Consider the following 22853-nt stretch of genomic DNA (forward strand, 5'->3'; position numbering starts at 1 on the left):
CGAGCGCGGCCGGCCCCACCTCGACCCTCGCGAAGGAGGAGCCCCCGCCGTGGCCCTTTCCGTCTCCGCCGCCGTGCTGCTGGCCATCATCGTGTTCGTCCTGCTCAAGGGCGGCTACGTCCGCGTCGGCTCCATGTTGGCCTGCACGCTGTTCGGCTTCACCCTCGCCGCGACCGGCCTGGCCCCGGTCATCAACAGCGGCCTGGTCTCGCTCGCCGGGCTGATCTCCAGCTTCTGACTACGCCTCGGTCCACGGCGGGTCGGGCGTGTAGTTGAGACCGTCGCAGAAGCGGCAGTCCCACTCCGAGGGGATCTCCCACTTGTCGACCCAGAAGCCGACCTGCTTGCCGACGAAGTAGTTGTCCCCGCCGCACCATCCGCACTCGAAGACGAACTCCACCCGATTCCCTCCACCGCGCCTGTCGGATCGAGGATGCCCGGGGCGCCGGTGCGGTGACTACCCACCCGTCAGCCTCAACTCACCTGCTGCACAACGCCGAATGGCGCCGCCGGACACGACTCCGGCGACGCCCTTCGCCGTTGCGCGCGGCCACTCCCCCACGCGCCCTCCCAGCCGTCACGGCCAGGAGGGCGCGCCCCTTCCCGCGTGATCGGAGAACCCCGATGGACCCCCTGAACACCACCCAGTCCGGCATGCCCGAGTCCGAGGCCGCGGCCGAAGCCCGCCGTCTGCTCGATGAGTGGGCGGGCAAGCCCGTACGCCACCACCCCACCATGTTCCGCGACGACACCGAGACGCCGGCCTTCGGCACCACCCCGCCCGTGCAGCAGGAGGACAGGCGGATCGTCCCGGCCTGGGCGGCCGGGATCGCGGTGGCCTCCATCGGCGTCGGCGCCGGGATCACCGGCATCGGCTGCGGTGCCTGGCTCGTGCTCCAGGGCCTGTCCTCGGTCACGTTGAACGGCGTCCTCATGGTCACCCTGCCGTTCGCTGGCCTGGCCATGGCCGCCACCGCCATCGGCGGCGCGATCAGCAAGGCCCGCGCGGCCGTCACCAAGAACGTCTTCGAGGGTCCGGTCACCCACCACACCGAGATCCACAACAACAGCACCACGCGCGGGGCGTTCTTCGCCCGCACCCGCAACGAGATCCGCTGACCCGCCCACCACCGCCCTCCGGCAGAAGGAGCAGCCACGCCATGCCCCACAACGACAAGCCGATCAACGGCCAGGACAGCCCGTCCTTCCTCGACCTGCTCAACGAGTTGCCGCCCGTGCCGCCGGCCCCCGAACTGGAGGGCAAGCCCGGCACCAGGCGGCTCGCGCGGCTGCGCGCCGCGTGGAAGAAGTCGTGGGAGGAGGGCGGCTTCCTCTACCAGCGGTGGGAAGAGGTCTTCCAGGCCCGGCACGCCAGCTGGCACGAGGTCGCCAACTGGATCAAGGCCGCCGCGCTGTTCGGCGGGCTCAGCCTCATCGTGCTGATGCTGGACGCCGCCGGCGACATCGCCTCCGCCACGCTCAAGGGCCTGTCCGCCGTCCCGGCCAGCAGCGGCGGCGACGGTGGCGGCCTGTGGGGCACGGTCGACCACCCCGTCCGGGTCTTCCTCGCCGACCAGGCCGCGCACCTGTCCGTCGCCCCGGCCGCCCTGTACGCGTTCTGGCAGCTGACCGGACTGGTCGGCCTGGTCGGCGGGTTCTTCGGCAACGCCGGCGCCCGCATCGCCTGGCTGCTGTTCGGGATCGGAAGCCTGGCCATGATCTGGTCCGCCGCCCCGGCCGGGGGCCGCGCCGCCGCCACCGGGCTCGCCGCCCTCATGTGGGCCCTGGCCAGCATGTTCGCCCTGCGCGGCCTCACGCTTCGGCCCGTCGTCCACAACCACCCGCCGCATTACCAGTTCAACCCCGCACTGCACCTGCACGCCACGATCCCCGCCCCGACCCCGGCGGGCGACGACCTCGGTCCCGACAACGTCCACCCGCTCCAGCGCTGACCAGCACCGCCCCCGTCCCGCACCACACCGAGCACCGAAGGGAACCTGATGAAGCCGCAGCTGGAGGAGACCGAGTTCTGGGTCGGCACCTTCCACGGGAGCCACGACGGCACCAAGGCCAAGGTCACCGCGACCCGCGACGACACCCGCCCCGAGCCGTACGCCTGGACGTGCACGTGCGGCGCGTCCCGCTCCTTCCCCACCGAGCACGGCGTGTGGCCCACCGCCTGGCGGCACACCCACCCGACCCGCTTCGACCGGCTGCGGTCGTGGGCCGCCCGCCGCTTCCGCACCGCCCGCTGACCTGACGCCCTGCCTGGCCCTCGCCCGCCCCGCACCCGGGGCCGGGCGAGGACCGGACAGGCCGCCCGGCCGCACGCACCACCCCGCCTACGAGAGAAGGAGACCCAGTCTTGGCGAAAGCCCCGACCGTCATAGGAGTGCTCACCGAGCCCCCGGCTCCGACCTGGTGGAAGGTCAACCGCCACAAGGTCTTCGGCGTCACTGGACTGCTGATCGGCTACCTGGTCGGCACCCACTTGCACGGTGCCCCTCAGCAGCAGCCGGACCAGCAACCCCGGCCGGGCCACACCACGCCCGCGCCGACTGCGCCCGGTGAGCACCCCACGCACACGGCCCACGGCCTCGCCGCATAACCCAGCCGCACCACCCGCTGCGCCCCGCCGACCCCAGCACGACGTCGGCGGGGCGCAGCCTGTCCACCGACGACTGGAGGAACTGCTCGTGCTCATCCCCCGCCCGCGCCGCCGGATCGGCTGGCCCCGCCCGCAGCGTCCCGGCCCCCGCTACCCGCACCGCCCCGACCGGCTGCCCGGCGCCTGGAGCAGGTGATGCCGCGCCCGAGGAAGAAGCGCCGCCGCGAGGTGACCCGGGTGCCGCGCAGCGACGCGGCGCTGCCCGAGTACGACCGCAGCACAGTGCCCGAAGGCTTGGTCACCCGCAGGCAGTTACGGGAGATGGGGCTGAGCCCCGGCGGCAACGAGGGCCCGGTCGCGATCCTGCGGTGCAGGCTGTGCGCGACCCGCCCGCAGTGGTCCTGCCGTCACCCCACCCGCGGCTACCTGCTCCGCGTCGACCTGGCCAAGCCCAAACGGACGCCGACGCTCGCTCAGGAGTGGGCCCTCGATCAGGCGATGGCAGCTCGGCAGACCTGTGGCCAGTGCGGGAGGCGGTTCTACATCTGCCTCTCGAAGAAACTCGGCTGCTGCCTGGAGTGCTTCGACGGCACGCCCGTCGACCCCAGCAGCCTCATGACCCTCCCGGCCCCGGCCGTTCACCGGCTGGCCGCGTGAGCCAGCCCCGTCCCGACCGTCCAGGCCGGGACGGGGCCCGCACAACCGGGCGGCCGCAGCACCGGCAAAGGCCGGCCGCCCGCTCCTTCACCCCTTCGAGCTCAGGAGAGATCCAGCATGCAGCATCGTCCCGCCGTCTTCGCCGCCCTTCTCGGACTGACCCGCGCCGGGAGCGCGATCGGCGATTTTTGGGTGCAGTCGGATTTCTGCGCCCGCGTGAAGGGCGCCTCCGACGACCACCCGGTCACCTACGTCGACCCGGCCACCGAGGAGAAGACCACCCACGGCACGGCCGACGGCCGTAAGGCGTGCTTGACGCACTGCCTGACCTACACGGCCACGCAGGCCATCGTCGCCGGGGCCGGCGCCCGCGCGCTCGGCATCCGGGTCCACCCGGCCGCCGCCGCGGCCGCGCTCGCCATCTCCTTCGGCACCCACTACGCCGCGGACCGACGCGTCCCGGGCAAGGGCCTGCTGGAGAAGATCGCGACCAACACCGGCAAGGGCGGCTTCTACAAGCTCGCCGACTTCGGCATGAACGGCGCCTTCCACCTCGACTCCGCCTGGCACCACGGCTGGGAGACCGTCGCGGCCGTGGTCGCCACCACCAAGGCGACCACCCGATGACCAGCCGCACGCGCCTGGACCGGGTGCGCGCCTCCGTGGGCATCGCCCAGCTCGCCCTCCAGCAGATCGAGGACGACCTGAACGCCGACGACGTCGACGCCCGCGAGCTCGCCGCGATCCTGCGCGAGCTCCAGGAGGACGTCGACGTCCCCGGCGGCCTCTTCCCGATGCTCGCGCAGCTGGTCACCGCCGCCGCGCGCCGGGCGGAACAGATCGAGCCCGACCGCGACGGCGACGCCTCCTGCCCCCTGCACGAGGCCGCCGCCCTGCTCACCGACAACGCCGGGCAGCGCCTGAACTGGGCTGCCCGCTCCCTCGACCCGCAAGGAGATGCCGCATGACTTCGGTGGTGTACCCGGACCTGCCCGAGAACGGGCTGATCGTGCTGATCGGTGCCTCCGGCGCGGGCAAGTCGACGCTGGCCCGCACCTGGCCGGCCTCACAGGTCCTCTCACTCGATGGTCTGCGGGGCGTGGTCAGTGACGACCCGGGTCGGCAGGACGCCACGGCCGATGCCGCCGACGTCCTCAAGCTGATCCTGCAGCGCCGGATGGCCCGGAAGCTCAACACGGTGATCGACGCGACCAACGTCGAACAGTCCGTGCGGGTGGAGCTGGTGATGGCTGCCAAGCGGCACGGCATGCCGACCGTCGCGGTCGTCGTCGCCACGCCGCTGCCGGTCTGCCTGGAGCGGCAGGGCCCGCGGCCGGACAACCGGCGCGTGCCCGAGGACGTCGTCCGCTCCCAGCACCAGGCCATGGTGCACTCGCATCAGCGGCTGGCCGCCGAAGGCTTCAACACGATCGTGTTCGCCGACGCCCTGTACCGCCTGGAGCCGTTCCTGAAGCGGCTCTCCCAAGCCCGGGAGGCCGACCTCGGGCGCGACGGCAGCGACGGCCTGGGCGATCTGCTGCTGGTCCGCCGCTTCTTCGGCCCGGAGATCCTGCCGCTGTGGCGGTGGAGGCCGGGCTCGGACCTGGTGACCGGCCGCGACCGCGTCGCAGAGATCCGCCTCGGGCAGCAGTACCTCACCCTGGCGTTCCGCGACGACGTCGACGGAGAGGGCGACTTCGGCTTCGACGTCCTGCTGCCCTGCCCCTTCGACGCGGACTGCACCGGCCAGGCGTGGGCGCCGGTCTACTCGGTCACCGACCTGTACAAGGCGCTGACCGGCGCCATGGACAGCGACCCGGACATCGTCTGCACCGTCCACGGCGACGGCGTCGACGACCAGGACGACGACCCCGAGGGCCGCGCGGACCTCGAGGCGCAGTACGCGGACGCGGTCGCGTGAGCCGCGCCGCCGACGGCCCGCACCCGCACCCGCTCACCCCGGCCCAACTCCCGGCCGGGGATGAGTGGTGGCACGGCTGCCGGGACTGCCACCTGCCGATCCAGGGCGGGGCCGCCGGCCTCGCCGCGCACCGCCGCACCGTCCACACCCAAGCCGGTGATCCCCGGCGGCCCATCACGATTCAGCTCGACTACTGACCAGGAGGCACCCGTGAGCACCCAGACCAAGGCCGACACCTTCGCCGCGCTCCGCGACTGCTTCGCCGCCGACCTCGCCGCCCTCATCGGCGACCAGTCGCCGCGCGGCAACACCCCGAACGCCTTCATCGACCTGGTCGAAGAAGTCCGCGACGTCCTCGGAGCGTCCAGCCTCGGCAACTGGCAGGACGCCAGCGAGGACCTGGACTCCGCCGTCACCTACCTCACCGACGCCCTGACCAGCCCCGGCGGTGACCAGCCCTCGCTTCTGGCCTGGGCGCGCACCCACCTGCGCGACGCCATCGCGACGGCCGGCTGAACCGCGAGTTGAGCGCACTCTGTGCCGCCCCGGCCCCGCACCTCGAGGCCGGGGCGGTCGCAGTGGCCCCTCAACCCCGGACAGTCAGGAAGGAGATGGACGTCATGCGCCTGCGGATCTACGAGGTCGACGTCCCGATACACGACACCACCGACCCGGCCCGGCGCGGCGTGCACGTCTTCACCGGCGTCGCCGACTCCCCCGCCGCGGCCCTGCGCCGCGCGCACGAGGTGTACGACGCCGCGCTCGCCGCGCACACGGCCGGACTCGAGATCCCCGGCAAACAGCCGGACAGCTGGGGAGCGCGCGGGCTTCGGCCCGGCTGGCAGATGGAGTGGCCCGCCGCGACGGCCGGCCTCTGGAACAACCCCGTCAGCTGGACCAGCCGCAGCGACTTCGCGCTGTAGCTCCGCCCCGGGACAGCCGCTCTGCTTGGCGGCTTCGTCGGCTGCCCCGGGCCCATCCATCCCGTACGAGACGAGACGGAGAACCCAAGTATGTCGCCCCTCCTGCGCGTTCAGGGCCGGTTCGGCCAGCGCACCCTCTTACTGACGACCGCCGCCGTGCCGTTGACCGGCTGGGCGGTCCACGCGACGGTGCTGCTCAAGCAGCTCGCCCGCAAGGACAAGGACCCGCTGACCGGCCTGCTGCGCCGCGACGCCTACACCGTCCGCGCCCGCCGGCTCCTGTCCCGCCGCGACGACCTGGCCGTGGTCATGGTCGACGCCGACCACTTCAAGGCCGTGAACGACACGATGGGGCACCCGGCCGGGGACGCCGTCCTCGCAGCGTTCGGCGCCCGGCTCACCGCGTGGGCGGGGCCGCGCGCGTCCGTCGGCCGCCTCGGAGGCGATGAGTTCGCCGCCATCGTCCAGGTGCCCGCCGCGCGCCTGGAGCAGCGCCTCGCGCAGCTGGTCCGGATGCTGCACACCCCCGTCGTCCTCGAGGACGGCCGCACCGTCGACGTCGCCGCCTCGGTCGGCGCCGCGAGCACCGGTGCCCTCGGCACCCGCGACCTGACTGTGTTGCAGCGGGCTGCCGACGCCGCCCTGTACGACGGCAAGCACTCGGGCCGCGCCGCCGTCGCCTCGCTCGCGCACACCACGGTGCCGTCCATCAACGGCCGCCGCGCCGGGCGCCCCGGCACCGCGGTATGGGGGCGAGCCGCATGAGCGTGATCACTCTCCCCGAAGGCGACTGGATCCGCGGCATCACCATTCGCCAGCCGTGGGCCACGTGCATCCTCGCGGGCAAGAACCCGGAGAACAGGCCGGTGCACTGGCCGTGGGAGGGCTGGGTCCTCATCCACGCCGGGAAGACGAAGCCGGAGCCCGCCGTGCTGCGCGACCCGCTGGTCGCCACCGCGATCCGCGGCCGCGAACTGCACCTGGGTGCGGTCATCGGCGTCGCCCGCCTCACCGGCTGCCACCCAGACCAGGGGCCGGAGCGGTGCACGAGTCCCTGGGCGGAGCGCGGCGCGCACCACCTGGTCCTCGACGACGTCCAGGAGCTCGCCCTGCCCGTGCCCGCCACGGGCGCGCTCCCGGCCTGGAAGCCGAAGCCGGACCTGGTGGCGCAGGTGTTCCAGCAGCTGCCCGACTTCCGGCCGTGACCCGCACGGGACGCAAGAAGGAGAAGGCGCCGTTCGAGCCGGGCCTGATCCCGGCTCCCGGCGAGCTTCTCGTCTGGCGCGACGGCCAGCACTTCGACCACTGGCAGAACCTTCCCTGCACGCTGTGCGGCCAGCCCACGCCCATGCGCTCCCACTCCGGCGAGCCCGTGCACAAGGCATGCGCTGAGGACTGGATCACCGCCAACCCCGTTGAGGCCCGCCTCGGGCGGTTCGCCTCCGACCTCGCGCCGAAGCCCAAGTCCAAGGGCCAAGGCGACCACGCCTGACCTCCACCTGGAGGACCTCCATGAGCAGCACCGAACGCGACGTCGACCACGCCCTCGCCTACCCCGAGCCGCCGGCCTCCCCGCTCTGGCACCGCCACGGCGCAAAGGCCCGCCCGCTCACCCCCGAACAGCAGCGGCGCAACCGCGAGCTGCTGGACATCGCACAGCGCACCACCCGACCCCGCTCCCCTCGCCCCACCGAGACCCTGGCGGAGGCCAGCTGATGGACACCAAGCACTGCGCCGTCGACGGCTGGGTCGACGCGATCCCTGTCCCCGGCCCGCGCGGCACCGTCACCTTCGACCTGGTCGTCCGGCCCGCCGACATCGACGCGCTCGACGACGACGCCCCCGACACGATCGTCACCTGCACCAGCCGCGACCCACGGATCACCCACGAGCTGCTGAACGGCATACAGCCCGGCGACCTGCTCCGCGCGACCGGCACCCTGGTCCAGCCGCCGGCGCCCGGCGAGCCTGCCCGGCTCACCGTCGACGCTCTGGAGGTCCTGGACACCGCGCTGGTCCCGGTCCTGCGGGAGATGGTGCTCGACAGGTACGGCGACTACGTCGTCATCTTCGACGCCGACCGCGACCAGGTCCCCGTCTTCACCGCGTACGGGGCGTGGGTCGGCCTGGCGGACAACCCCGACGCCATCGCCACCCTCATCGACATCCACGAGCGCGTGAACGGCGGCGATGCCTGATGGCCGCCACGACGCAGGCTCGGACCGTCCTGGAGCGGTTCCCCGCCGGAGGTCCCCGCGGCTCCTGGCCGGCCGAAGAGTACGCGGCCGCCCAGCGCGCCCAGGGCACCAACGCTCAGGTCGTGATGGACCTGCCCAGCGACCAGTTCCTCGTGGTCACCGACACCACCACCCAGTAGCCCCGCCCCGGAGCGCCGCGCCTCGCCCCTCCCGGCCGGGCGCGGCGCTCCCTGTGTTCCCGCACTTCATCACCGAGCAGGAGGCTCCCTTGCGCACGATCCGGCTGATCTCGTTCGGCTACCTGCACCTGCCCACCGGCCCGGACGGCTTGCCCGTCCCGCCCGCCGCCGACCGCATCGAAGACGTCCGCGACCGGCTCCGCGACCCGGCCGCCGCCCGCGACATCCTCGACCTCGACGGCCTCAACCCCCGCGTCCAGGACGTCGTCCTCAACACGCCCGGCGCCCGCGAGCTGCTCGCCAACCTCGCCGACTACGCGACCCTGCCCGCCGGCCCCCGCCGCATCGCCATCGGATGCGCAGGCGGGAGGCACAGGGCATCCGGCCTCACCGAACTCCTTGCCCGAGAGGTCCGCGCCCGCGGCCTCCAGGTCGACGTCGAACACCTCCACGTCCATCTGCCGCGCGTCCTCAAGACGACGGTCGACACCGGCACGGGAGCGAGCGCGTGACCACCACCGGCCTGTACGAGATCGAGACCAGCGAGGGCGACGACGGCACCCCGCACCCCGCCGAACAGGTCTGGACGCCCTGCGCCGACGGCACGGCCGACCACGGGTTCATCGCCCACCAGAGCCTGTTCGTCGCCGGGATCGACGGCGGGGCCGACGATGACCTCTACCCGGTCGGCTTCCTGGTCCTCGGACACCAGCAGTGGGCCGACATCATCGAGGCCGCCGCTGCATACATGGCCCGGACCCACGGCTGGCGGAACCTGCATCTGTACCCGGGCGACGACCCCTCGGTCCTCATCCCCCGCATCCCGCGAGCCGTCCACACCCACGGCGTCTTCTTACGACACCCGCACCAGGACCACGGATGCGGATGCGAGTGGGACGACACCTGGCGCATGGTCTGGGCACCCGCCACCGAACCCGGCACCATCCCGATCACCGCACTTCGGCACCCGGCCGCGCCGGTGACCGCCGCCGGCATCCCTGACCCCGACGCAGGCGCGCCCGCGACCTGGGCCACCTGACACTCGCTCCACCTCGAAGCCCCGTTCCCCGGCCGTGCGCCGGGGAGCGGGGCTTTTTGCGTTTCCGGGCCTGGACGCGTCAACTCCGCACCCTCCAGCACCCGATGGATCACGCACCCAGACCTGGACTCCCCAATAGGGGAGTGATGCCCGCAAGCCAGTCCTGGCAAGGGTTCCGGGTGTGCCAAGATGCCACTGCCGCGCACGGTGCGGTCCACACATGAGCAACGAGGAAGGGCACCCCGTGCTGAATCCCAGCGGAGCAACACAGGCGATCGAACCGCCCGAAGGCGCCACCGCCGTCGGCACCGGCAAAGGCGGCGTCGGCAAGTCGACCGTCGCCGCGCACCTCGCCGGCGAATCCGCCGCCGCTGGACACCGCACCCTCCTCATCTGCGTGACGGGCCAGGACGACGACGACCTCGGCATCAAGCGCTACGGCCGCGGAGTGCAACCGCAAGGCGTCACCGCCCTGGACGGCGAGGGCCTGTACCGGGCCATCCACGACCGCGTTCCGCTCCAGCCGATCCGCGAGGTCCGGCCCAACCTGGACGTGCTCCCCGGCGGGCCCCGGGTCGCGGACATCGCGAACGTCCTGATGCTGCGCCTCATGCAGGAAGGGCCGGGCGTCGTGCTGAGCCTCGCCCGCTCCCTCGCCCCGATCGCCCCGCTGTACGACCGGATCATCTTCGACAGCGCACCCGAGCAGGACGCCCTGGAGCAGCTGGTGCTCGCCGCCGCCCGCACGCTGATCGTGCCCACCCGCTCCGACGAGTCCTCCATCAAGGGCATGGAGCGCATCAGCAAGAACTTCAAGGTCGTCAAGCAGCAGGTGAACCCCTACCTCCAGATGGCCGGGGCCTTCCTCTACGGCTCGAACCCCTCCGCCACGCTGATGCACAGCTCGGTGCGCGAGGACATCCGCGCGACCTTGGGTGAGGGCACACCGATCCTGGAGACGATCGTCGGCTACCGGGAGGTCCCGGCCCGCAACGCCCGCAAGAAGGGGCTGCTGTTCGGCGAGTACGCCGAACAGCTTCCGAACACCGCGAGCGCGTACGACGTGAAGGTCGGCCGCGCGAAGGCGGAGGACGTCGTCCCCGACACGATCATCCCGCTCTCCAAAGAGATGCGATCGTTGACCACCGAGATCTTCGAGCACCACAGGAGGGTTGCCTGATGGCTGGCCTGTTCGACGTCGACACCCAAGCCCCGCAGCAGCAGGCGGGAGGTCTCTTCGGTGGCGGCCTGCCCGCCGCCGCCGGAACCAGCGTCGTGGTCCAGCCGCTCCCCGGCACCACCCTTGCCTCCATCCCGGCGCCCTACCAGCCCCACGGCACAGACGAGCTCTCCGACCAGGAGCGCCAGGACCTCGAGGTCTGCAAGGCCGGCGTCGACAACCTGCACCAGGCGTTCTGGATCGCGGGCAAGGCGCTCGAGACGATGAGCACGGCCGAACTGCACCGCGAAGAGAACCCCAACTTCGCGGAGTGGATCTGGGAGAACTGGGAGATCTCCGAGTCCCAGCTCTACCGGCTCATCGACGAATGGCGCGTCGGCGAGGCGCTCGCCAACCTTGGGCACAAGCCGCTGGAGTACCACGTTCGGAAGATGACCGAGCTGCGCCGTCAGACCAGCGACAAGGTGGCGATCACGGTCTACGACACCATCGTCCGGTGCCGGCCGCGCGTCACGGGCGAACTGGTGGAGAAGGTGGTCACCGACCTCGGTTTCCTCCCGAAGGACGTGGATGCCGCCGACGTCGGTCGCCGGGTCCGCGAACTCCTGGCCACGCCGGAGGGGGAGACCGGCACTGAGTCGAAGGGCGATGACGTCCCCGACATCAGCTCGCTCGGAAAGGACTCCCCAACTGGGGAGCCCGGCCGGAAGCCCAGTAATAGCAAGGCCGACCCCCTCGCCGAGAAGGACATCGCGCGCCTGCAGAACACCCTCGCGTCCCTCCAGGAAGCGGCGAAGAAGATCAACAAGGCGGCGGCCCGACGGGCCGTCGAAGCACAGCCCGACGTCGCTGCTCCACTCATCCAGGAGATCGGCTCGCTGCTCCAGCAGATCGACAGGGCTGTAGCCATCAGGCTCCCGAAGGCGGAGTGACCCGAAGCCGACCCGCTTCACCGGACACGCCAGCGGCCCACCACCTCCCCGGTGGTGGGCCGCTGGCGTACGCGTGGTCAGTCCTGGAACTCCCGGCTTCGCACCCCGTAGAACGACGGATTGGCCGGCCGCACGGCGGACTGCTCCAGCGTGTCGGCGAGCTTCACGAAGCCCTCGCTGCGCCGGACCACGGCGAGGAACTTGCCCAGCGCCTCCTTGTCCTCCCAGAGCTCCTGCGCGGTGCTGATGATCAGCGACTTCAGGTGCTCCGACTCGCCCACGATCTCGTCTGCTGCCACGGCGTCCCCTCCTGGTCATCGGAGCGATCAGCCAACCAACCGGCGTCGACTACCCGCAAGACCGCCTCGGTTGGAGTTGGATTTCGGGGCGGGTGATGCTCGGTGGTCGGCGCGCAGCATTCGCACGGCCGGGGTCAGCTGCCGTAGCGGGCGTGCATCAGGTCGGCCCACTGCTGTGCGCGGGTCATGTCGCCGGCGCAGCTGATGCAGTGGGGCACCGTGTCGGTCCGGGTGGGGTACGGCGTGTTCGAGCGGACTTCGACGGTCGTGCGCAGCGTGAGCGGGCGGCGGCACAGCGGGCAGAGGTCTCCGTGGAGCAGTTCCGTATTCATGTGGCGGACTGTGCACAGGGCGACGGCTTACCGTCTCGGGCTGACCGGACGGCCCGCCTGACGGGCATGGCGGTAAAGATCTGGTGATGGCCTCCCGCCCGGCGGGAAGCACCCCGGATCACGCTTCTGTGCAGGTCATGGGCGGTGTTCCATGGCCCGATGCTCAGCGCGAAGAAGATCGGCCCGGGTGGGTGGCGGTACTACTTCCGCAGCGTGATGGTCGGCGACGGCCACCGCCCTGCGGGTAGAGCGCTGCGTGCCGCCCAAGACGAAGCCGGTGTCCCACCAGGTGTCTGGAAGGGGCGGGGACTTGCCGCGGTCGGCCTTGCGGCCGGGGACGTGGTGAGCGAGCGGCAGGCCGAACTGCTCCTGGGGGAAGGCCGGCACCCGGACGCCGACCGGATCGAGCGCGAGCTCCTGGCGCAGGGCATGAGCCCGGCGAAGGCCCGGCGAGCGACCGTGCTGGGCAGGCCTATCGAGCACAACCAGTCACCCAAGACCGAGAACGCCAAGGAACGGTCGCCCTGGCTGGCCATGGACCTGGTGTTCCGGGCGCCGTCGACCGCGCAGATCGCGTGGGCGCTCATGGATGACGAGCACCGCCTGGTGCTGGAGCTGTGCCAGGACATCGCCCGGGACAAGGCGCTGGCGTCGTTGGAGGACTCGGTCGCGGAGATCCGCTGGGGGAGCGGCGGCAAGCACCGCAAGCCGGTGAAGGACGGGCTGATCGTCGCGGTGTTCCGGCACTACGAGTCGAGAGCCGGAAAGCCCCTGCTCCATGACCATGCCCTGGTGTCGATCCGTGCCCGGAGGCCGGACGGGACGTGGGGGAACCTGTCGGCGGACTCGATGCTGGAGAACATCGTCACGGCCGGCACTCTCTACACCCTGTACTTCATGGAGGAGGTGTCCGCCCGGCTGGGGTGGGCGTGGGAGCCGCGCGAGGTAACGCCCGGCAGAAGGCCGGTCATGGAAGTCGCCGGGATCGACCAGCGGCTCATCGGCTGGCAATCCACCCGTCGCCAGCAGATCGCGGACGCGGCGCCCGTTCTGGTGGCCGACTACAAGGCAGAGCACGGACACCCGCCGGGGGAGCGGGCCGCGTACGCGCTGGATGGACAGGCAGCCGACCGGACGCGCCCGCCGAAACCCACGGCGGCCGGGTCGCTGACCGAGCTGCGCGACGGGTGGAGGGAGTCGGCGATCCGGGCGTTCGGCGTCGACGTCGTCTCCCGGCTCGCCGTGCGGGCGCGGGCGGCGGCCGCGGCGGTGTGGGCGCGGGTGCGGCCGGTGGTCGACGTCGTCCTGGCGGCCGTCGACACCGTCGCCGTGGTGTACGTGATGCGCGGAGCATTCAAGCGCCGGCACCTGCTCGCCGAAGCCCGCCGCCACCTCGCCTACGTCCTGCGCGGCCGACCTCACGAGCCGGGCTTGGACGACCAGATCGTGCAGGCGGTCGTCGACGACTACACCCGCCCCGTCGGGCGCGGCCGGATGATGACCGCCGACCTGCGCGCCCTGTACCCCCGCGACACCGAGGACCAAGCCGTGCTGCGCCCGCTGACCCGCAAGCGGTCCGCGCCCCCGTTCGAGCGGGCCCGCCTCGCCGCCGGCGCCCTGGCCGCCCGGGTCCGTGCCGCGCGGCGAGCGGAGCGCCTGGGCTCCCGCCCACGCTCGTACGCCGTCGCGGTGCCCGCCTCGAGGTCGTCGCATCTGCGGCCGTTCCACACCGGCCGGAAGGCCGGCCTGCTCGTGGAGCCGGAGCCCGGCGTCGACGTCGACACGGTGGAGCAGACCCGCCAGACCCTCGAAGCCGCCGCCGCGCAGGTGGCCGCCACGATCCAGGACAGCCGGCGGGCGCGCGAGGCCGCGCACGGCCTGCGTCCGCAGTCCGCCCCGGCGGCGGTCCCACCGCCGCACACCCAGCAGCCCGGCGTCCAGCACCCGCCGGGCCGGAGTCCAGGAGGAGTCGCGTGAGCACCCCGGAAGACCAGCCCAGCCCCGAAGAGGCCCTCGCCCGCGCCCGCGATGCCCGCGCGGAGATGGCCGCTGCGCTCGACGAGGACCAGGAGCCCGAGGCCGATGAGCCCGTGGGGTGGCAGCCGGTCTGGAAGCGGCCCCGGACACCGAAGTCGAAGGCGGCCAAGAAGAGGGAGCTGCACAAGCAGCGCCGGCGGCTCCAGGACGCCGCCAAGCGCCGCCTCGCCGCCGGGAACTCGCGCAGGCCCCGCTCCCGGCAGAGCCGGATCGGCAACGCGGCCGCGCGCCGGGATGCCCGAGCCCTGTCCCGGGTGCGGCACTCCAACGCCTGGCTGTGGTGACGATGCCGGGCATTGGCCACCGAGTGGAGCCCACGATGTTCAGCATCCAATGGCGATGCACGACATCGGGTGGAGTCCACTCAGTGGAGCCCACCCGATGGCCTCCACTGAGTGGACTCCACTCCGGCGCGCCGGATGACGATGGACTCCACCGTGGTGCGCATCGCGATGGTGCGCCACCGCACCCCGGTGCGCCGCGCCCGGCGATGCCCGGCACTCTCGCGCGCGCCCGGTGCGCCGCACCCGATGCTCAGCACCGCACCAGTGCGCCCGCCGACCGACCCCTTGTCCGGGTGCGGCCGGGCGCGCGACCCCCTTGTCCGGCTCCGCTACACCCCCTTGTCCAGCTCTGCTACCGCGACGTTTCCCCTAATCCAGTGCGTAAGCAGTCGGCCAGGAGCCATGCAACGGCCCGGGCGGCTGCTCGCGCAGGACAGCAAATGCCTGGGGTCCCCCCTGGCCGTCAAGGCCTCCTGAAAGAGCGGCATCGCTGTCTGTTGCGGGGTTCGCGGTGATGACGCGGGCGCCGGGCTGATGCCTCCGTTTCCCCGGGCCTTTGAGGCCTCTGTCAAGAGCGGCGCAGCCCGGCGCCTCCGTGGTCACCGCGAAACTCGCGGGGCCTGGTCGGACGTTGATCGTCACGGCGCGAGCCCGCTCCAGGGTCGACCTCTTGTTCATCCGCGAGCCCGTGAGCTCTGCAAAAGATCGAGCCCCTGGGGTGCGCTGGTGTCGCGAACGGCTACTGAGATGGCGGACCAACGAGTCCTTGGATTAGGGCGCCGCGTGACCCGCATGTGCTCGTGACCTGCATAAATGGACGATTTCGGGAGGATAGGTTGACCGTGTTCTGCGGCATCGACTGGGCAGAGCGTCACCACGACGTCGCCCTCGTCGACGAAGCCGGCACTCTGCTCGCCAAAGCCCGTATCGCCGACGACGCGGCCGGCTACCACAAGCTCCTGGACCTCTTGGCCGAGCACGGCGACAGCCCAGACGATCCGATACCGGTGGCCATCGAGACCAGCCACGGCCTCCTGGTCGCGAGCCTGCGCACCGGCAGCCGTCGGGTCTTCGCGATCAACCCGCTCGCCGCCGCCCGCTACCGCGACCGTCACGGCGTCAGCCGAAAGAAGTCCGACCCGGGCGACGCCTTGGTCTTGGCGAACATCCTGCGCACCGACATGCACGCCCACCGGCCCCTGCCGGCCGACTCCGAACTCGCCCAGGCCATCACGGTCCTGGCCCGGGCACAGCAGGACGCCGTCTGGACACGGCAGCAGGTCGCCAACCAGGTCCGCTCGCTGCTGCGCGAGTACTACCCTGCTGCTCTGCTGGCCTTCCAGGGCAAGCAAGGCGGTCTGACCAGGGCTGACGCCCGCGTCATCCTCACTCTGGCACCGACCCCGGCCAAGGCCGCGAAGCTCACCCTCGCCCAGCTGCGGGCTGCCCTCAAACGCAGTGGCCGCCTCCGCGGCTGCGACGCGGAAGCCGAGCGGCTGCGGGACGTCTTCCGCGCCGAGTACGCCCACCAGCTCTCCGGTGTCGAGAACGCCTTCGGCCACCAGCTCCTGGCCCTGCTCAAGCTGCTGGACGCCACCTGCCAGGCCGCAGACGATCTCGCGGAGGCAGCCACAGCCGCCTTTCACCAGCACGCCGACAGTGAGATCTTGCTCAGCTTCCCCGGCCTGGGGCCCATGCTCGGGGCCCGCGTGCTCGCCGAGCTGGGCGATGACCGGGCACGGTTCGCCGACGCCAGGGCGCTGAAGTCGTACGCCGGATCCGCCCCCATCACCCGGGCCTCCGGCAAGAAGCGTTTCGTCGGACGCCGGTTCGTCAAGAACAATCGCCTCATCAACGCTGGCTTCCTCTGGGCCTTCGCCGCCCTCACCGCCTCACCGGGAGCGAACGCGCACTACCGGCGCCGACGCGAGCATGGTGACTGGCATGCCGCCGCGCAAAGGCACTTGCTGAACCGCTTCCTCGGTCAGCTCCACCACTGCCTCAAGACCCGCCAGCATTTTGACGAACAGCACGCCTTCGCACCGCTCCTGTCACCCCCAACCGAGCACGCGGCTTGACTTCATAGCCCCCTGAGATGTCTTGACATCGCCGGTTTCGGCTGGCGATCAGGTCGCGGTCAAGGGGGTGTGTGATAGGGGAGCCCGCCCGGCCGTGGCGCGCCCGCCCGGTGCAGTGCGCCGACGCCGATGGAGCGCACCACGATGGCGCGGTGCGGCGCGGTGATGCGGTGGACCGCACCACGATGGCGCGGTGCGGCGCGGTGATGCGGTGGACCGCACCACGGTGGTGCGGTGATGCGGTGCGGTGGTGCGCCTGCGATGCGCCACCGCACCGCACCACCGCCCTCCCCGGTGCGCCTACGCGATGGGCGGGCGCACCGGGTTCGAGCTGGCGGGTGCGGGGTGCGCATCGAGGGCCTGGCCGAAGCCGACAGCTTCCATCTGGCGCAGGACATCGGCGACGGATTCACCGTGCTCTTCCTCGGTGAGGACCTGCCGGACGAAGGCGATGACCGCGCGGGCGACGCCTTCCACCGCGTCCGGACCGGCCTGCGCCCAGCTGCGCAGGGTGGCCACGAGGACCCGGCCGACGGCCTCCAGGGCGAAGGAGTCGTCGCACGGATCCGGGTCGATGCCGCACAGGGCGGTGACCGGAACGACGATGCGCTCCGCGGCATCCGCGAGCAGTTCGGGCATCCGCGGATCGGAGCTTGCGAACCCGGCAGCTGCTTCGGTGTCGCCGGCCTCCACGGCCCGCAGGTAGCGGAAGGCGCTGAGCACCGCGTCCGGCGTCATCGGGGCGAGCGGCGCGGTGGGGTTCTGGAACATGGACGGCTCCTCACGTACGGGTCGCCCCGCCGATCGCGGCGACCTCGAAGCCACCCTCGAACCGCGGCCCTGTGGACAGAGTCCGGCCCCTGACGAGGGAGAACTCTCCCCCCTCCGGTTTGATCACGATGCGGTCACGGCGGAGGGGTTTCCCAGACCGGCGTCACACGGAGCCCGAATTACACACCTGTACGAGGTGAATGGCGGGATAGGCCCGCCCCACCTCCAGGAGCACCCTGTGGCGAGCACCGCAGACGAGCCCGAGCAGCCCCTTGACTGGACTGGAGAGGCCCCCTCCGTGGACCCCTCCATCACCCCCTCCGCGCCCCGTCGCCAACGACCGGGAGTTTCCGCAGGTCAGGCCTGGCGGACAGGGGGACGTCGCAGGTCCGACAACCCTCATGTACCGAGGAAGCCAAAGCACAGGAGGACTTCGACCGAGCCTCGACGCCGGGAGCTCCTGCAAGCACTGGGGATCTTCCAGAGGGCTACGCCCGATCAGTTGTGGAAGCTGACCCGCCCGGACAACCGGCACGACAAGCTCACGCGGGACAACCTCCTGGATCTGGAGGACCACCAGCTGGTGAGGATCGAGTCGGTGCAGGAGGACCAGCGGCAGGTGTGGGTGCTGACCAAGCGAGGCCACGGCGAGGCGAAGCAGCTGCTGGAGCCGAAGGGCATACGGGTCTCGGTGCTGCGCAAGCAGGAGTACGACCCGGACACCGGGGAGCTGCTCGGCACCGGCTACGACGACCACGCCGCGGCGGTCACTTCGACGGCCGCCGAACTCCACCGCGCCGGGATCGGCCACCGGCTCGGCTTCCAGACCGAGATCGGGCACCGGCTCGGCAACAGCTACGTGCAGCGGGCCGACCTGGTGGTGCGGGCGCCGGAGGCCGGGGTGCCGGTGCTGCTGCTGGAGATCGACCGCCGTACCGAGGACGCACACGACCTGATCGCCAAGCTGCGCCAGTACTGGGAGTGGGGCCGGCTGCTGCCACGGGACGCGGACAAGCACACCGTGGACTTGGTCCGCTCCCGGCCGGACGCGATCGAGCACGTCGACCACGAGAAGCGGCTGTGGCGCCGGGTCTACCCGCCGACTGGCCGGGAGGGCCTGGTGCCGGTGGCATTCGTGTTCGCGGACACCACCGAGGCGAAGGTCGCCAACACGGTCGCCGTGCTGGAGGAGGCCGGTCGCCGCTACTGGGCGCCGCGCCGGTACCAGACCCTCCACCGGGGGATCACGGCGAAGGACTACGGCCAGGCGGTGCCCGTCGTCGTCACCACCCTGGAGCAGCTTCAGGAGCACGGCGCGGACGCAGCGGTGTGGCGGCGGCTGGGACGCAAGGGCGAGCAGACGCTGACGGCCGCGCTGGACAACCCCGACGGCGACGCCCTCTTCCGCGACCAGGAGGCCCGCGCCGACGCGGAGGAGGAACAGCGCCGTGCCGCTGAGCGGGAGGCGCAGCGCCCCGTGTGCAAGCGGTGCGGGCAGAAGTTCACCGACCAGCGATGGGAGGAGACCACCGCGCACCGGACGGCCTGGAACGCCGGGGACGTGTCCGTGTGCGGCCCGTGCCACGCCGACGACGTCGCCCGCGAGGAAGCCACCGCCGAAGCCGCCCGCCTCCAGGCTGCTGCACCGCCGGAGCCGGAGGGCGACCCCGAGCCGGACCGTGGCCGCGGCTGGTTCCGTCGGCGTGCCTGACCGCGTGCCCGCTGTGCGGTTGGCAGCCGCCAGGCCGCACAGCGGGACCGACCCCGAAGTCACCGCATCACCGGGCGGGACGGACGGGCCTATACGACGGTGACAGCCCACCGGAGGCCCTAAACAGGCCGCATGAGACGCAGCCGAGAAGAGACCGCACCGCAGGATCTGCCGGGCGACCTGTGGCACGCCCTGGCCCAGCTCCACCACACCCATCCCGACCCCGTGGGCCGTGTCGGGCCGCTCGCCCGTCCGGCCGGGCTGCTGTCCTTCACCGCGGCCGCGGACACCATCCTCGCGGCCCGGGTTCAGCTGACCGGCGCGGAGACGATGCGCGAGGTGAACGAGACGCTCCGCGCGATGACCGGTGACCTGCCCCACGCTCACTTCACCGGACCCGGCGTTGCACTGGAGCTCACCCTCAGCAGACGCCAGGAGCTCCCGGTCCACGCGGCACACGTCGCCGGACTCACCCGGCTCTTCCGGCATGCCTCCGGCACCATCGGTGCCCGGAGCACCCCGGGTGGCGGCCGCTGTTTCCACTGCGATGGGACCGGACGTGCTCGCCCGCTGTGGGAGCCGGCGGACAGGCACGCGTGAGCAGGAACTCCGGCGCCTGGTCCCCGCCGCCGTTGCGAGGAAGCACCCGGCGGGGCACCGAAGCTGACCCTGGACCAGGCGCCGGACGCCGCAGAGCACCCCGGGACCCGGCTGTGCTCGCTGCGCAGTGCGGCGGCCGAACTCGATCCCATGCTCAAGGGGTTCGAACATGGCTTCGGCGGTCCGGAAAACGGAAGCAGAGAACTTTCGTGATCGTCACACTGGCGGGATGAGCTTGCTCCACGCCGACGCCTACGACCCCGACGACATGATGGTGCACCCTCGCCATCAGGCGATGCAGCCGGTCCTGGCTCAGCTCATTCAGCAGCTCCGCGACTGCGAGACGGTCCAAGCCGGGGTCGAGTTCCAACGGGACCTGCTTGCCCGCCTGCTGGACGTGGAAAAGGATTATGACGCGTTCAAGCGTGCCGCCAAGCGGATACGCAGCGGCAAGGCGCCACACCCGGAGGCACCGGAGCCCCAGTCGGACCGTGACCTCGCCGATGCGGAGACCTGGCGGTTCGAGCAGGAGGTGTGCGCCCGGCTGGCCCGTCAACTGCGCTCTGTGGGTGACGCGCTGGCTTGGCGCGTCTTTGGCTTCCACCGCCCGTTCATCCTCGCCCTGTGCCGCAACCAGTCGCCCGGCATGATGTTCGGCAAAGCGGGACTGCCGGCAGAGCTCGAACGCTTCGAGAGCGCCTGCAAGGAAGACGGTGCGTTCGCGCTCCTGCACGACCTGACCAACTGCCTGCGCATCGGCGACCTCACGGTGTGGGACAGCGTGAATCCGCCCCGCACGGAAGAGATCAAGACCAACCCGAAGAACAGCAGGAGCGTGCAGCTACGGCGGATCAACCAGGCCCGCGCGGCGGTACTGGAGGGCGGCCCACTGCCCGGGGACAACGCCTCGGAACTCCTGTACGACCTGGACCTGCCGCTGCGTACCCACCTGGATGTGCTGCGCGACGCACTGGAACGGGCCGCGATCGAGGGCATCTACGCGACGCCGGTGCCCGGCAGCCGGGCCCTGTTCGTCTTCGACCAGTACGCATGCGCCCAGCAAGGCCTGTCGTCCGAGCAGTTCAACGAACGTCATCAGCATGCCGTCGACGGCGCTCTGCAACGGGCAGGGATCGCGGTCAGCCGGGAGGACCACAACATCTATGTCACCAGCCTGGACAGCACGGCCCGCGACCCGCTGCGGGTGCCGTGGGCGAACTACCCGCTGCATCCGGTGGCCTGCGCCCGCCTGATCGGCGACTACGCCGTGGTGACCGTGGAGACTTCCGGTCCCGTGCTGACCCGCCTGCTCCAGGCCACCGGTCTGGACGCACGCTGGGTCCGCCCGCCGGGCAAAGCGGACCTCCAGCAGGGCGAAGTCATCATGGAGATCCACCAGCAGGAACGCCTGCGGTCCGTGACACTGCCGGGCGGTCTGACGATGACACCGGGATGGACCCTGCAGATGCGCCGCTCCGAGCTGGACCGCTACCTGATGGAGCTCCTGCAACCAGGCACATGGGCCGCGGGCATCAAACACGTCCTCGCCGCCCGGCAGGCCGGACAGCCGTGGCCGCACTACCGCAACGAGCACGAGATCTGGGTCTAGGCCGCGCGCTCGAGGAAGAGCAACGCCGCGCCCTGGCCGCCTTTCTGGACGGCCGGGACGCGGCGGGCGGGGAGCACCCTCGTGGTGCTGTTCCGGCGCGGGGGCGCTCAGGCGGGTGCCGGTGCCGGACGCAGCGATGCCAGCGGAGAGCGCCGGCCTTTCTCCACCGCGCGCAGCTGCTCCCAGTCGACCTCGGGGTGGGCGGGGACGACCGCGTCGACGGACGCCGTGGTGTAGAGCGCGACGTCGACGGCCCCGGCCCGGCTCGTGCCGAAGCGGACCTCGATCGACTGCGGGGAGCGGACCCATCCGAGCCGCACCATGTGGTCGAACTCGACCCTGCGCACCCCAAGCCTGGCGGCGGCCTGCTCGGGTCCGAGCGGGGTGTCGGCGGCGACCAGGTCCGCCAAGTCCTCGCGGCGGCAGACCTCTGCGACCTGGCCGGGGTGGTGCAGCGTCCCCTCCGGGTTCGCGCTCAGGTCGACCAGCAGGCTGCGGTCGACGAACCGCCGCACCACGAAGGCCGTGACGTTCGCCTTCTCGCTGATCACGTTCGGGGTGCCGAGCGCTTCCGCGATCCGGTCCGCTGCCGCGCCGCCGCCGATCGGCGGGGACGACATCGCGGCCCGGATGGCGTCGGCGTCCAAAGCCTCCACAGTGGCCCGGGCCCACTGGAAGGACGACGCCTCCGGGTCGGGGATGAGGCCGGTGTGCCGGGCCCACCGGAAGGCGGCTGCGGGCACCTTCAGTCGCTTGGCGGCCTGGCTCGCGTCGTACTCGGTTCGTCGCATGAGATCACCTCTCGCTCGTTCGCCGGAAGCGGCGGACAGAACATGACGGAACACATGAAAAGCTGTCAATACCCCCTGGAAATGGGCAAGTTGGACGCACGCAGCTAGGACTGCGCCCGCGTACGCGAAGGGAAATCACCCGGCCGGGTGCCGCTCCAGACCGGGCCGGACCACCGTGGTGGGGCCGACCACAGGCCCGACCAGGAGGCCGACCACGCTGGTCGCGACCCCCGACCATGAGGCCGACCGCGCCCGGCGCGGACCCGACCACAGCACCGGACAGGGCGTGTCCGAAGTGACACGCAATTCGAACAAGCGATCTAATGCCGCTATGGACGTGACCGCCTTCCCCGACGACCTGGTGCAGACGCAAGCCGCCTGGAACGCCACCTACCAAGCACTCGCCGCACCCCGCCCCCGCGACACCACCGCCCTGCGCCGCCGCCTGCTGCACCTGTCCGTACGGCTGTGGTGGCACCCGTACTGGGAGACCGTCCCCTCGGCGCCGGCGGCACGGTCCGAGTTGCGCCACCTCGCCCGCGCTCACGGAGCCGTCCGGGCTGCGTGACCGGCCGTCCCGGTCGACCAGGAGCACGGGGGTTGCGCCAGGTGTTGCGCCTGTCTGTTGCGCTGGGTGTTGCGGCAAGGGTTGCGGTAGGTGTTGCGCAGCCCGCAGGACCGTCCCCGTGTACATGCAGGTCACC

At 71.6% G+C, this 22853-nt stretch carries 34 protein-coding genes; 29 read left to right on the forward strand and 5 right to left on the reverse strand.

Annotated elements, in window-relative coordinates; translation table 11 throughout:
* Nucleotides 1-49 precede the first annotated feature (49 nt).
* Nucleotides 50-238 (forward strand): hypothetical protein, encoded by a 189-nt coding sequence (locus tag ACH4ZX_RS35990; protein WP_398282415.1) that lies wholly within the window; start codon nt 50-52, stop codon nt 236-238.
* Here ACH4ZX_RS35990 and ACH4ZX_RS35995 read toward each other — a convergent pair whose 3' ends face one another.
* Complete coding sequence (locus ACH4ZX_RS35995) at nt 239-400, reverse strand: hypothetical protein (protein ID WP_171053419.1); 162 nt, start codon at nt 398-400, stop codon at nt 239-241.
* A 224-nt stretch (nt 401-624) separates the two neighbouring features.
* On the opposite strand from ACH4ZX_RS35995, the gene ACH4ZX_RS36000 reads away from it, so the two are divergent.
* The 21 genes from ACH4ZX_RS36000 (at nt 625) to ACH4ZX_RS36100 (ending at nt 11637) form a co-directional block, all read left to right on the forward strand.
* The gene (locus ACH4ZX_RS36000) at nt 625-1119 is read left to right on the forward strand and encodes a hypothetical protein (RefSeq protein WP_398282417.1); all 495 of its coding nucleotides are present in this window, start codon (nt 625-627) and stop codon (nt 1117-1119) included.
* A gap of 41 nt (nt 1120-1160) precedes the next feature.
* The gene (locus ACH4ZX_RS36005; protein ID WP_398282419.1) at nt 1161-1952 is read left to right on the forward strand and encodes a hypothetical protein; all 792 of its coding nucleotides are present in this window, start codon (nt 1161-1163) and stop codon (nt 1950-1952) included.
* Nucleotides 1953-2000: 48 nt separating this feature from the next.
* Nucleotides 2001-2255 carry a hypothetical protein gene (locus ACH4ZX_RS36010; protein ID WP_398282421.1) on the forward strand — a complete coding sequence of 85 codons (255 nt, stop codon included), beginning with the start codon at nt 2001-2003 and terminating at the stop codon, nt 2253-2255.
* A gap of 110 nt (nt 2256-2365) precedes the next feature.
* Nucleotides 2366-2608, forward strand: coding sequence for a hypothetical protein (locus ACH4ZX_RS36015; RefSeq protein ID WP_376650580.1), 243 nt, complete (start codon nt 2366-2368; stop codon nt 2606-2608).
* Between the two features lie 195 nt (nt 2609-2803).
* The gene (locus ACH4ZX_RS36020) at nt 2804-3265 is read left to right on the forward strand and encodes an RRQRL motif-containing zinc-binding protein (RefSeq protein WP_398282423.1); all 462 of its coding nucleotides are present in this window, start codon (nt 2804-2806) and stop codon (nt 3263-3265) included.
* Between the two features lie 117 nt (nt 3266-3382).
* Nucleotides 3383-3892 (forward strand): hypothetical protein, encoded by a 510-nt coding sequence (locus tag ACH4ZX_RS36025; RefSeq protein ID WP_398282425.1) that lies wholly within the window; start codon nt 3383-3385, stop codon nt 3890-3892.
* Nucleotides 3889-4233: a hypothetical protein gene (locus ACH4ZX_RS36030; protein WP_398282427.1), complete on the forward strand. Its 345-nt coding sequence runs from the start codon at nt 3889-3891 to the stop codon at nt 4231-4233. The genes ACH4ZX_RS36025 and ACH4ZX_RS36030 overlap by 4 nt, the downstream gene beginning before the upstream one ends.
* On the forward strand, nt 4230-5186 hold the full coding sequence (locus tag ACH4ZX_RS36035) for an AAA family ATPase (protein WP_398282429.1): 957 nt from the start codon (nt 4230-4232) through the stop codon (nt 5184-5186). The genes ACH4ZX_RS36030 and ACH4ZX_RS36035 overlap by 4 nt, the downstream gene beginning before the upstream one ends.
* On the forward strand, nt 5183-5383 hold the full coding sequence (locus ACH4ZX_RS36040; protein ID WP_398282431.1) for a hypothetical protein: 201 nt from the start codon (nt 5183-5185) through the stop codon (nt 5381-5383). The genes ACH4ZX_RS36035 and ACH4ZX_RS36040 overlap by 4 nt, the downstream gene beginning before the upstream one ends.
* 13 nt (nt 5384-5396) lie before the next feature.
* The gene (locus ACH4ZX_RS36045) at nt 5397-5702 is read left to right on the forward strand and encodes a hypothetical protein (protein WP_039655150.1); all 306 of its coding nucleotides are present in this window, start codon (nt 5397-5399) and stop codon (nt 5700-5702) included.
* A 104-nt stretch (nt 5703-5806) separates the two neighbouring features.
* On the forward strand, nt 5807-6109 hold the full coding sequence (locus tag ACH4ZX_RS36050; RefSeq protein WP_376650586.1) for a hypothetical protein: 303 nt from the start codon (nt 5807-5809) through the stop codon (nt 6107-6109).
* Between the two features lie 90 nt (nt 6110-6199).
* Nucleotides 6200-6874, forward strand: coding sequence for a GGDEF domain-containing protein (locus ACH4ZX_RS36055; protein WP_398282434.1), 675 nt, complete (start codon nt 6200-6202; stop codon nt 6872-6874).
* Nucleotides 6871-7314 carry a hypothetical protein gene (locus ACH4ZX_RS36060; protein ID WP_398282436.1) on the forward strand — a complete coding sequence of 148 codons (444 nt, stop codon included), beginning with the start codon at nt 6871-6873 and terminating at the stop codon, nt 7312-7314. Before ACH4ZX_RS36055 ends, ACH4ZX_RS36060 begins: the two co-directional genes overlap by 4 nt.
* Entirely contained in the window at nt 7311-7601 is a 291-nt protein-coding gene (locus tag ACH4ZX_RS36065) for a hypothetical protein (RefSeq protein WP_398282438.1), read from the forward strand. The genes ACH4ZX_RS36060 and ACH4ZX_RS36065 overlap by 4 nt, the downstream gene beginning before the upstream one ends.
* A 20-nt stretch (nt 7602-7621) precedes the next feature.
* Nucleotides 7622-7825, forward strand: coding sequence for a hypothetical protein (locus tag ACH4ZX_RS36070; protein ID WP_037726374.1), 204 nt, complete (start codon nt 7622-7624; stop codon nt 7823-7825).
* Nucleotides 7825-8307, forward strand: a complete 483-nt coding sequence (locus ACH4ZX_RS36075) for a hypothetical protein (protein ID WP_398282441.1) — start codon at nt 7825-7827, stop codon at nt 8305-8307. Before ACH4ZX_RS36070 ends, ACH4ZX_RS36075 begins: the two co-directional genes overlap by 1 nt.
* The gene (locus ACH4ZX_RS36080; protein WP_391612711.1) at nt 8307-8486 is read left to right on the forward strand and encodes a hypothetical protein; all 180 of its coding nucleotides are present in this window, start codon (nt 8307-8309) and stop codon (nt 8484-8486) included. The genes ACH4ZX_RS36075 and ACH4ZX_RS36080 overlap by 1 nt, the downstream gene beginning before the upstream one ends.
* Before the next feature lie 89 nt (nt 8487-8575).
* Nucleotides 8576-8998: a hypothetical protein gene (locus tag ACH4ZX_RS36085; RefSeq protein WP_391612712.1), complete on the forward strand. Its 423-nt coding sequence runs from the start codon at nt 8576-8578 to the stop codon at nt 8996-8998.
* A complete protein-coding gene (locus ACH4ZX_RS36090) occupies nt 8995-9525 on the forward strand; it encodes a hypothetical protein (RefSeq protein ID WP_398282443.1) in 531 nt (176 codons plus the stop codon). The genes ACH4ZX_RS36085 and ACH4ZX_RS36090 overlap by 4 nt, the downstream gene beginning before the upstream one ends.
* 220 nt (nt 9526-9745) lie before the next feature.
* Nucleotides 9746-10705: a ParA family protein gene (locus ACH4ZX_RS36095; RefSeq protein ID WP_398282445.1), complete on the forward strand. Its 960-nt coding sequence runs from the start codon at nt 9746-9748 to the stop codon at nt 10703-10705.
* The gene (locus ACH4ZX_RS36100) at nt 10705-11637 is read left to right on the forward strand and encodes a hypothetical protein (RefSeq protein WP_398282447.1); all 933 of its coding nucleotides are present in this window, start codon (nt 10705-10707) and stop codon (nt 11635-11637) included. Before ACH4ZX_RS36095 ends, ACH4ZX_RS36100 begins: the two co-directional genes overlap by 1 nt.
* Before the next feature lie 77 nt (nt 11638-11714).
* Here the strand turns inward: ACH4ZX_RS36100 and ACH4ZX_RS36105 are convergent, their stop codons facing one another.
* The gene (locus ACH4ZX_RS36105; protein ID WP_398282449.1) at nt 11715-11936 is read right to left on the reverse strand and encodes a hypothetical protein; all 222 of its coding nucleotides are present in this window, start codon (nt 11934-11936) and stop codon (nt 11715-11717) included.
* A 134-nt stretch (nt 11937-12070) separates the two neighbouring features.
* Entirely contained in the window at nt 12071-12268 is a 198-nt protein-coding gene (locus ACH4ZX_RS36110; RefSeq protein WP_398282451.1) for a hypothetical protein, read from the reverse strand.
* A gap of 216 nt (nt 12269-12484) precedes the next feature.
* Between ACH4ZX_RS36110 and mobF the strand changes: the two genes are divergently transcribed.
* The 3 genes from mobF (at nt 12485) to ACH4ZX_RS36125 (ending at nt 16667) form a co-directional block, all read left to right on the forward strand.
* Nucleotides 12485-14245, forward strand: coding sequence for a MobF family relaxase (mobF, locus tag ACH4ZX_RS36115; RefSeq protein WP_398282475.1), 1761 nt, complete (start codon nt 12485-12487; stop codon nt 14243-14245).
* Complete coding sequence (locus ACH4ZX_RS36120) at nt 14242-14589, forward strand: hypothetical protein (protein ID WP_398282453.1); 348 nt, start codon at nt 14242-14244, stop codon at nt 14587-14589. Before mobF ends, ACH4ZX_RS36120 begins: the two co-directional genes overlap by 4 nt.
* Before the next feature lie 794 nt (nt 14590-15383).
* Nucleotides 15384-16667, forward strand: a complete 1284-nt coding sequence (locus ACH4ZX_RS36125; protein WP_398282455.1) for an IS110 family transposase — start codon at nt 15384-15386, stop codon at nt 16665-16667.
* Nucleotides 16668-16967: 300 nt separating this feature from the next.
* Here the strand turns inward: ACH4ZX_RS36125 and ACH4ZX_RS36130 are convergent, their stop codons facing one another.
* Nucleotides 16968-17438 (reverse strand): hypothetical protein, encoded by a 471-nt coding sequence (locus tag ACH4ZX_RS36130; RefSeq protein WP_398282457.1) that lies wholly within the window; start codon nt 17436-17438, stop codon nt 16968-16970.
* A 502-nt stretch (nt 17439-17940) separates the two neighbouring features.
* Here ACH4ZX_RS36130 and ACH4ZX_RS36135 point away from each other — a divergent pair.
* From ACH4ZX_RS36135 to ACH4ZX_RS36145, 3 genes are all read left to right on the forward strand, one after another.
* A complete protein-coding gene (locus ACH4ZX_RS36135) occupies nt 17941-19149 on the forward strand; it encodes a hypothetical protein (RefSeq protein WP_398282459.1) in 1209 nt (402 codons plus the stop codon).
* A gap of 132 nt (nt 19150-19281) precedes the next feature.
* Nucleotides 19282-19749, forward strand: a complete 468-nt coding sequence (locus ACH4ZX_RS36140; RefSeq protein ID WP_071365723.1) for a hypothetical protein — start codon at nt 19282-19284, stop codon at nt 19747-19749.
* 229 nt (nt 19750-19978) lie between these two features.
* The gene (locus ACH4ZX_RS36145) at nt 19979-21358 is read left to right on the forward strand and encodes a hypothetical protein (protein ID WP_351897790.1); all 1380 of its coding nucleotides are present in this window, start codon (nt 19979-19981) and stop codon (nt 21356-21358) included.
* Between the two features lie 107 nt (nt 21359-21465).
* Here ACH4ZX_RS36145 and ACH4ZX_RS36150 read toward each other — a convergent pair whose 3' ends face one another.
* Nucleotides 21466-22149, reverse strand: coding sequence for a hypothetical protein (locus tag ACH4ZX_RS36150; RefSeq protein ID WP_351897788.1), 684 nt, complete (start codon nt 22147-22149; stop codon nt 21466-21468).
* A gap of 331 nt (nt 22150-22480) precedes the next feature.
* Between ACH4ZX_RS36150 and ACH4ZX_RS36155 the strand changes: the two genes are divergently transcribed.
* Nucleotides 22481-22717, forward strand: a complete 237-nt coding sequence (locus tag ACH4ZX_RS36155; RefSeq protein WP_351897785.1) for a hypothetical protein — start codon at nt 22481-22483, stop codon at nt 22715-22717.
* Nucleotides 22718-22853: the final 136 nt, after the last annotated feature.

The sequence above is a fragment of the Streptomyces sp. NPDC020490 genome (assembly GCF_044335305.1).
Classification (GTDB): domain Bacteria; phylum Actinomycetota; class Actinomycetes; order Streptomycetales; family Streptomycetaceae; genus Streptomyces.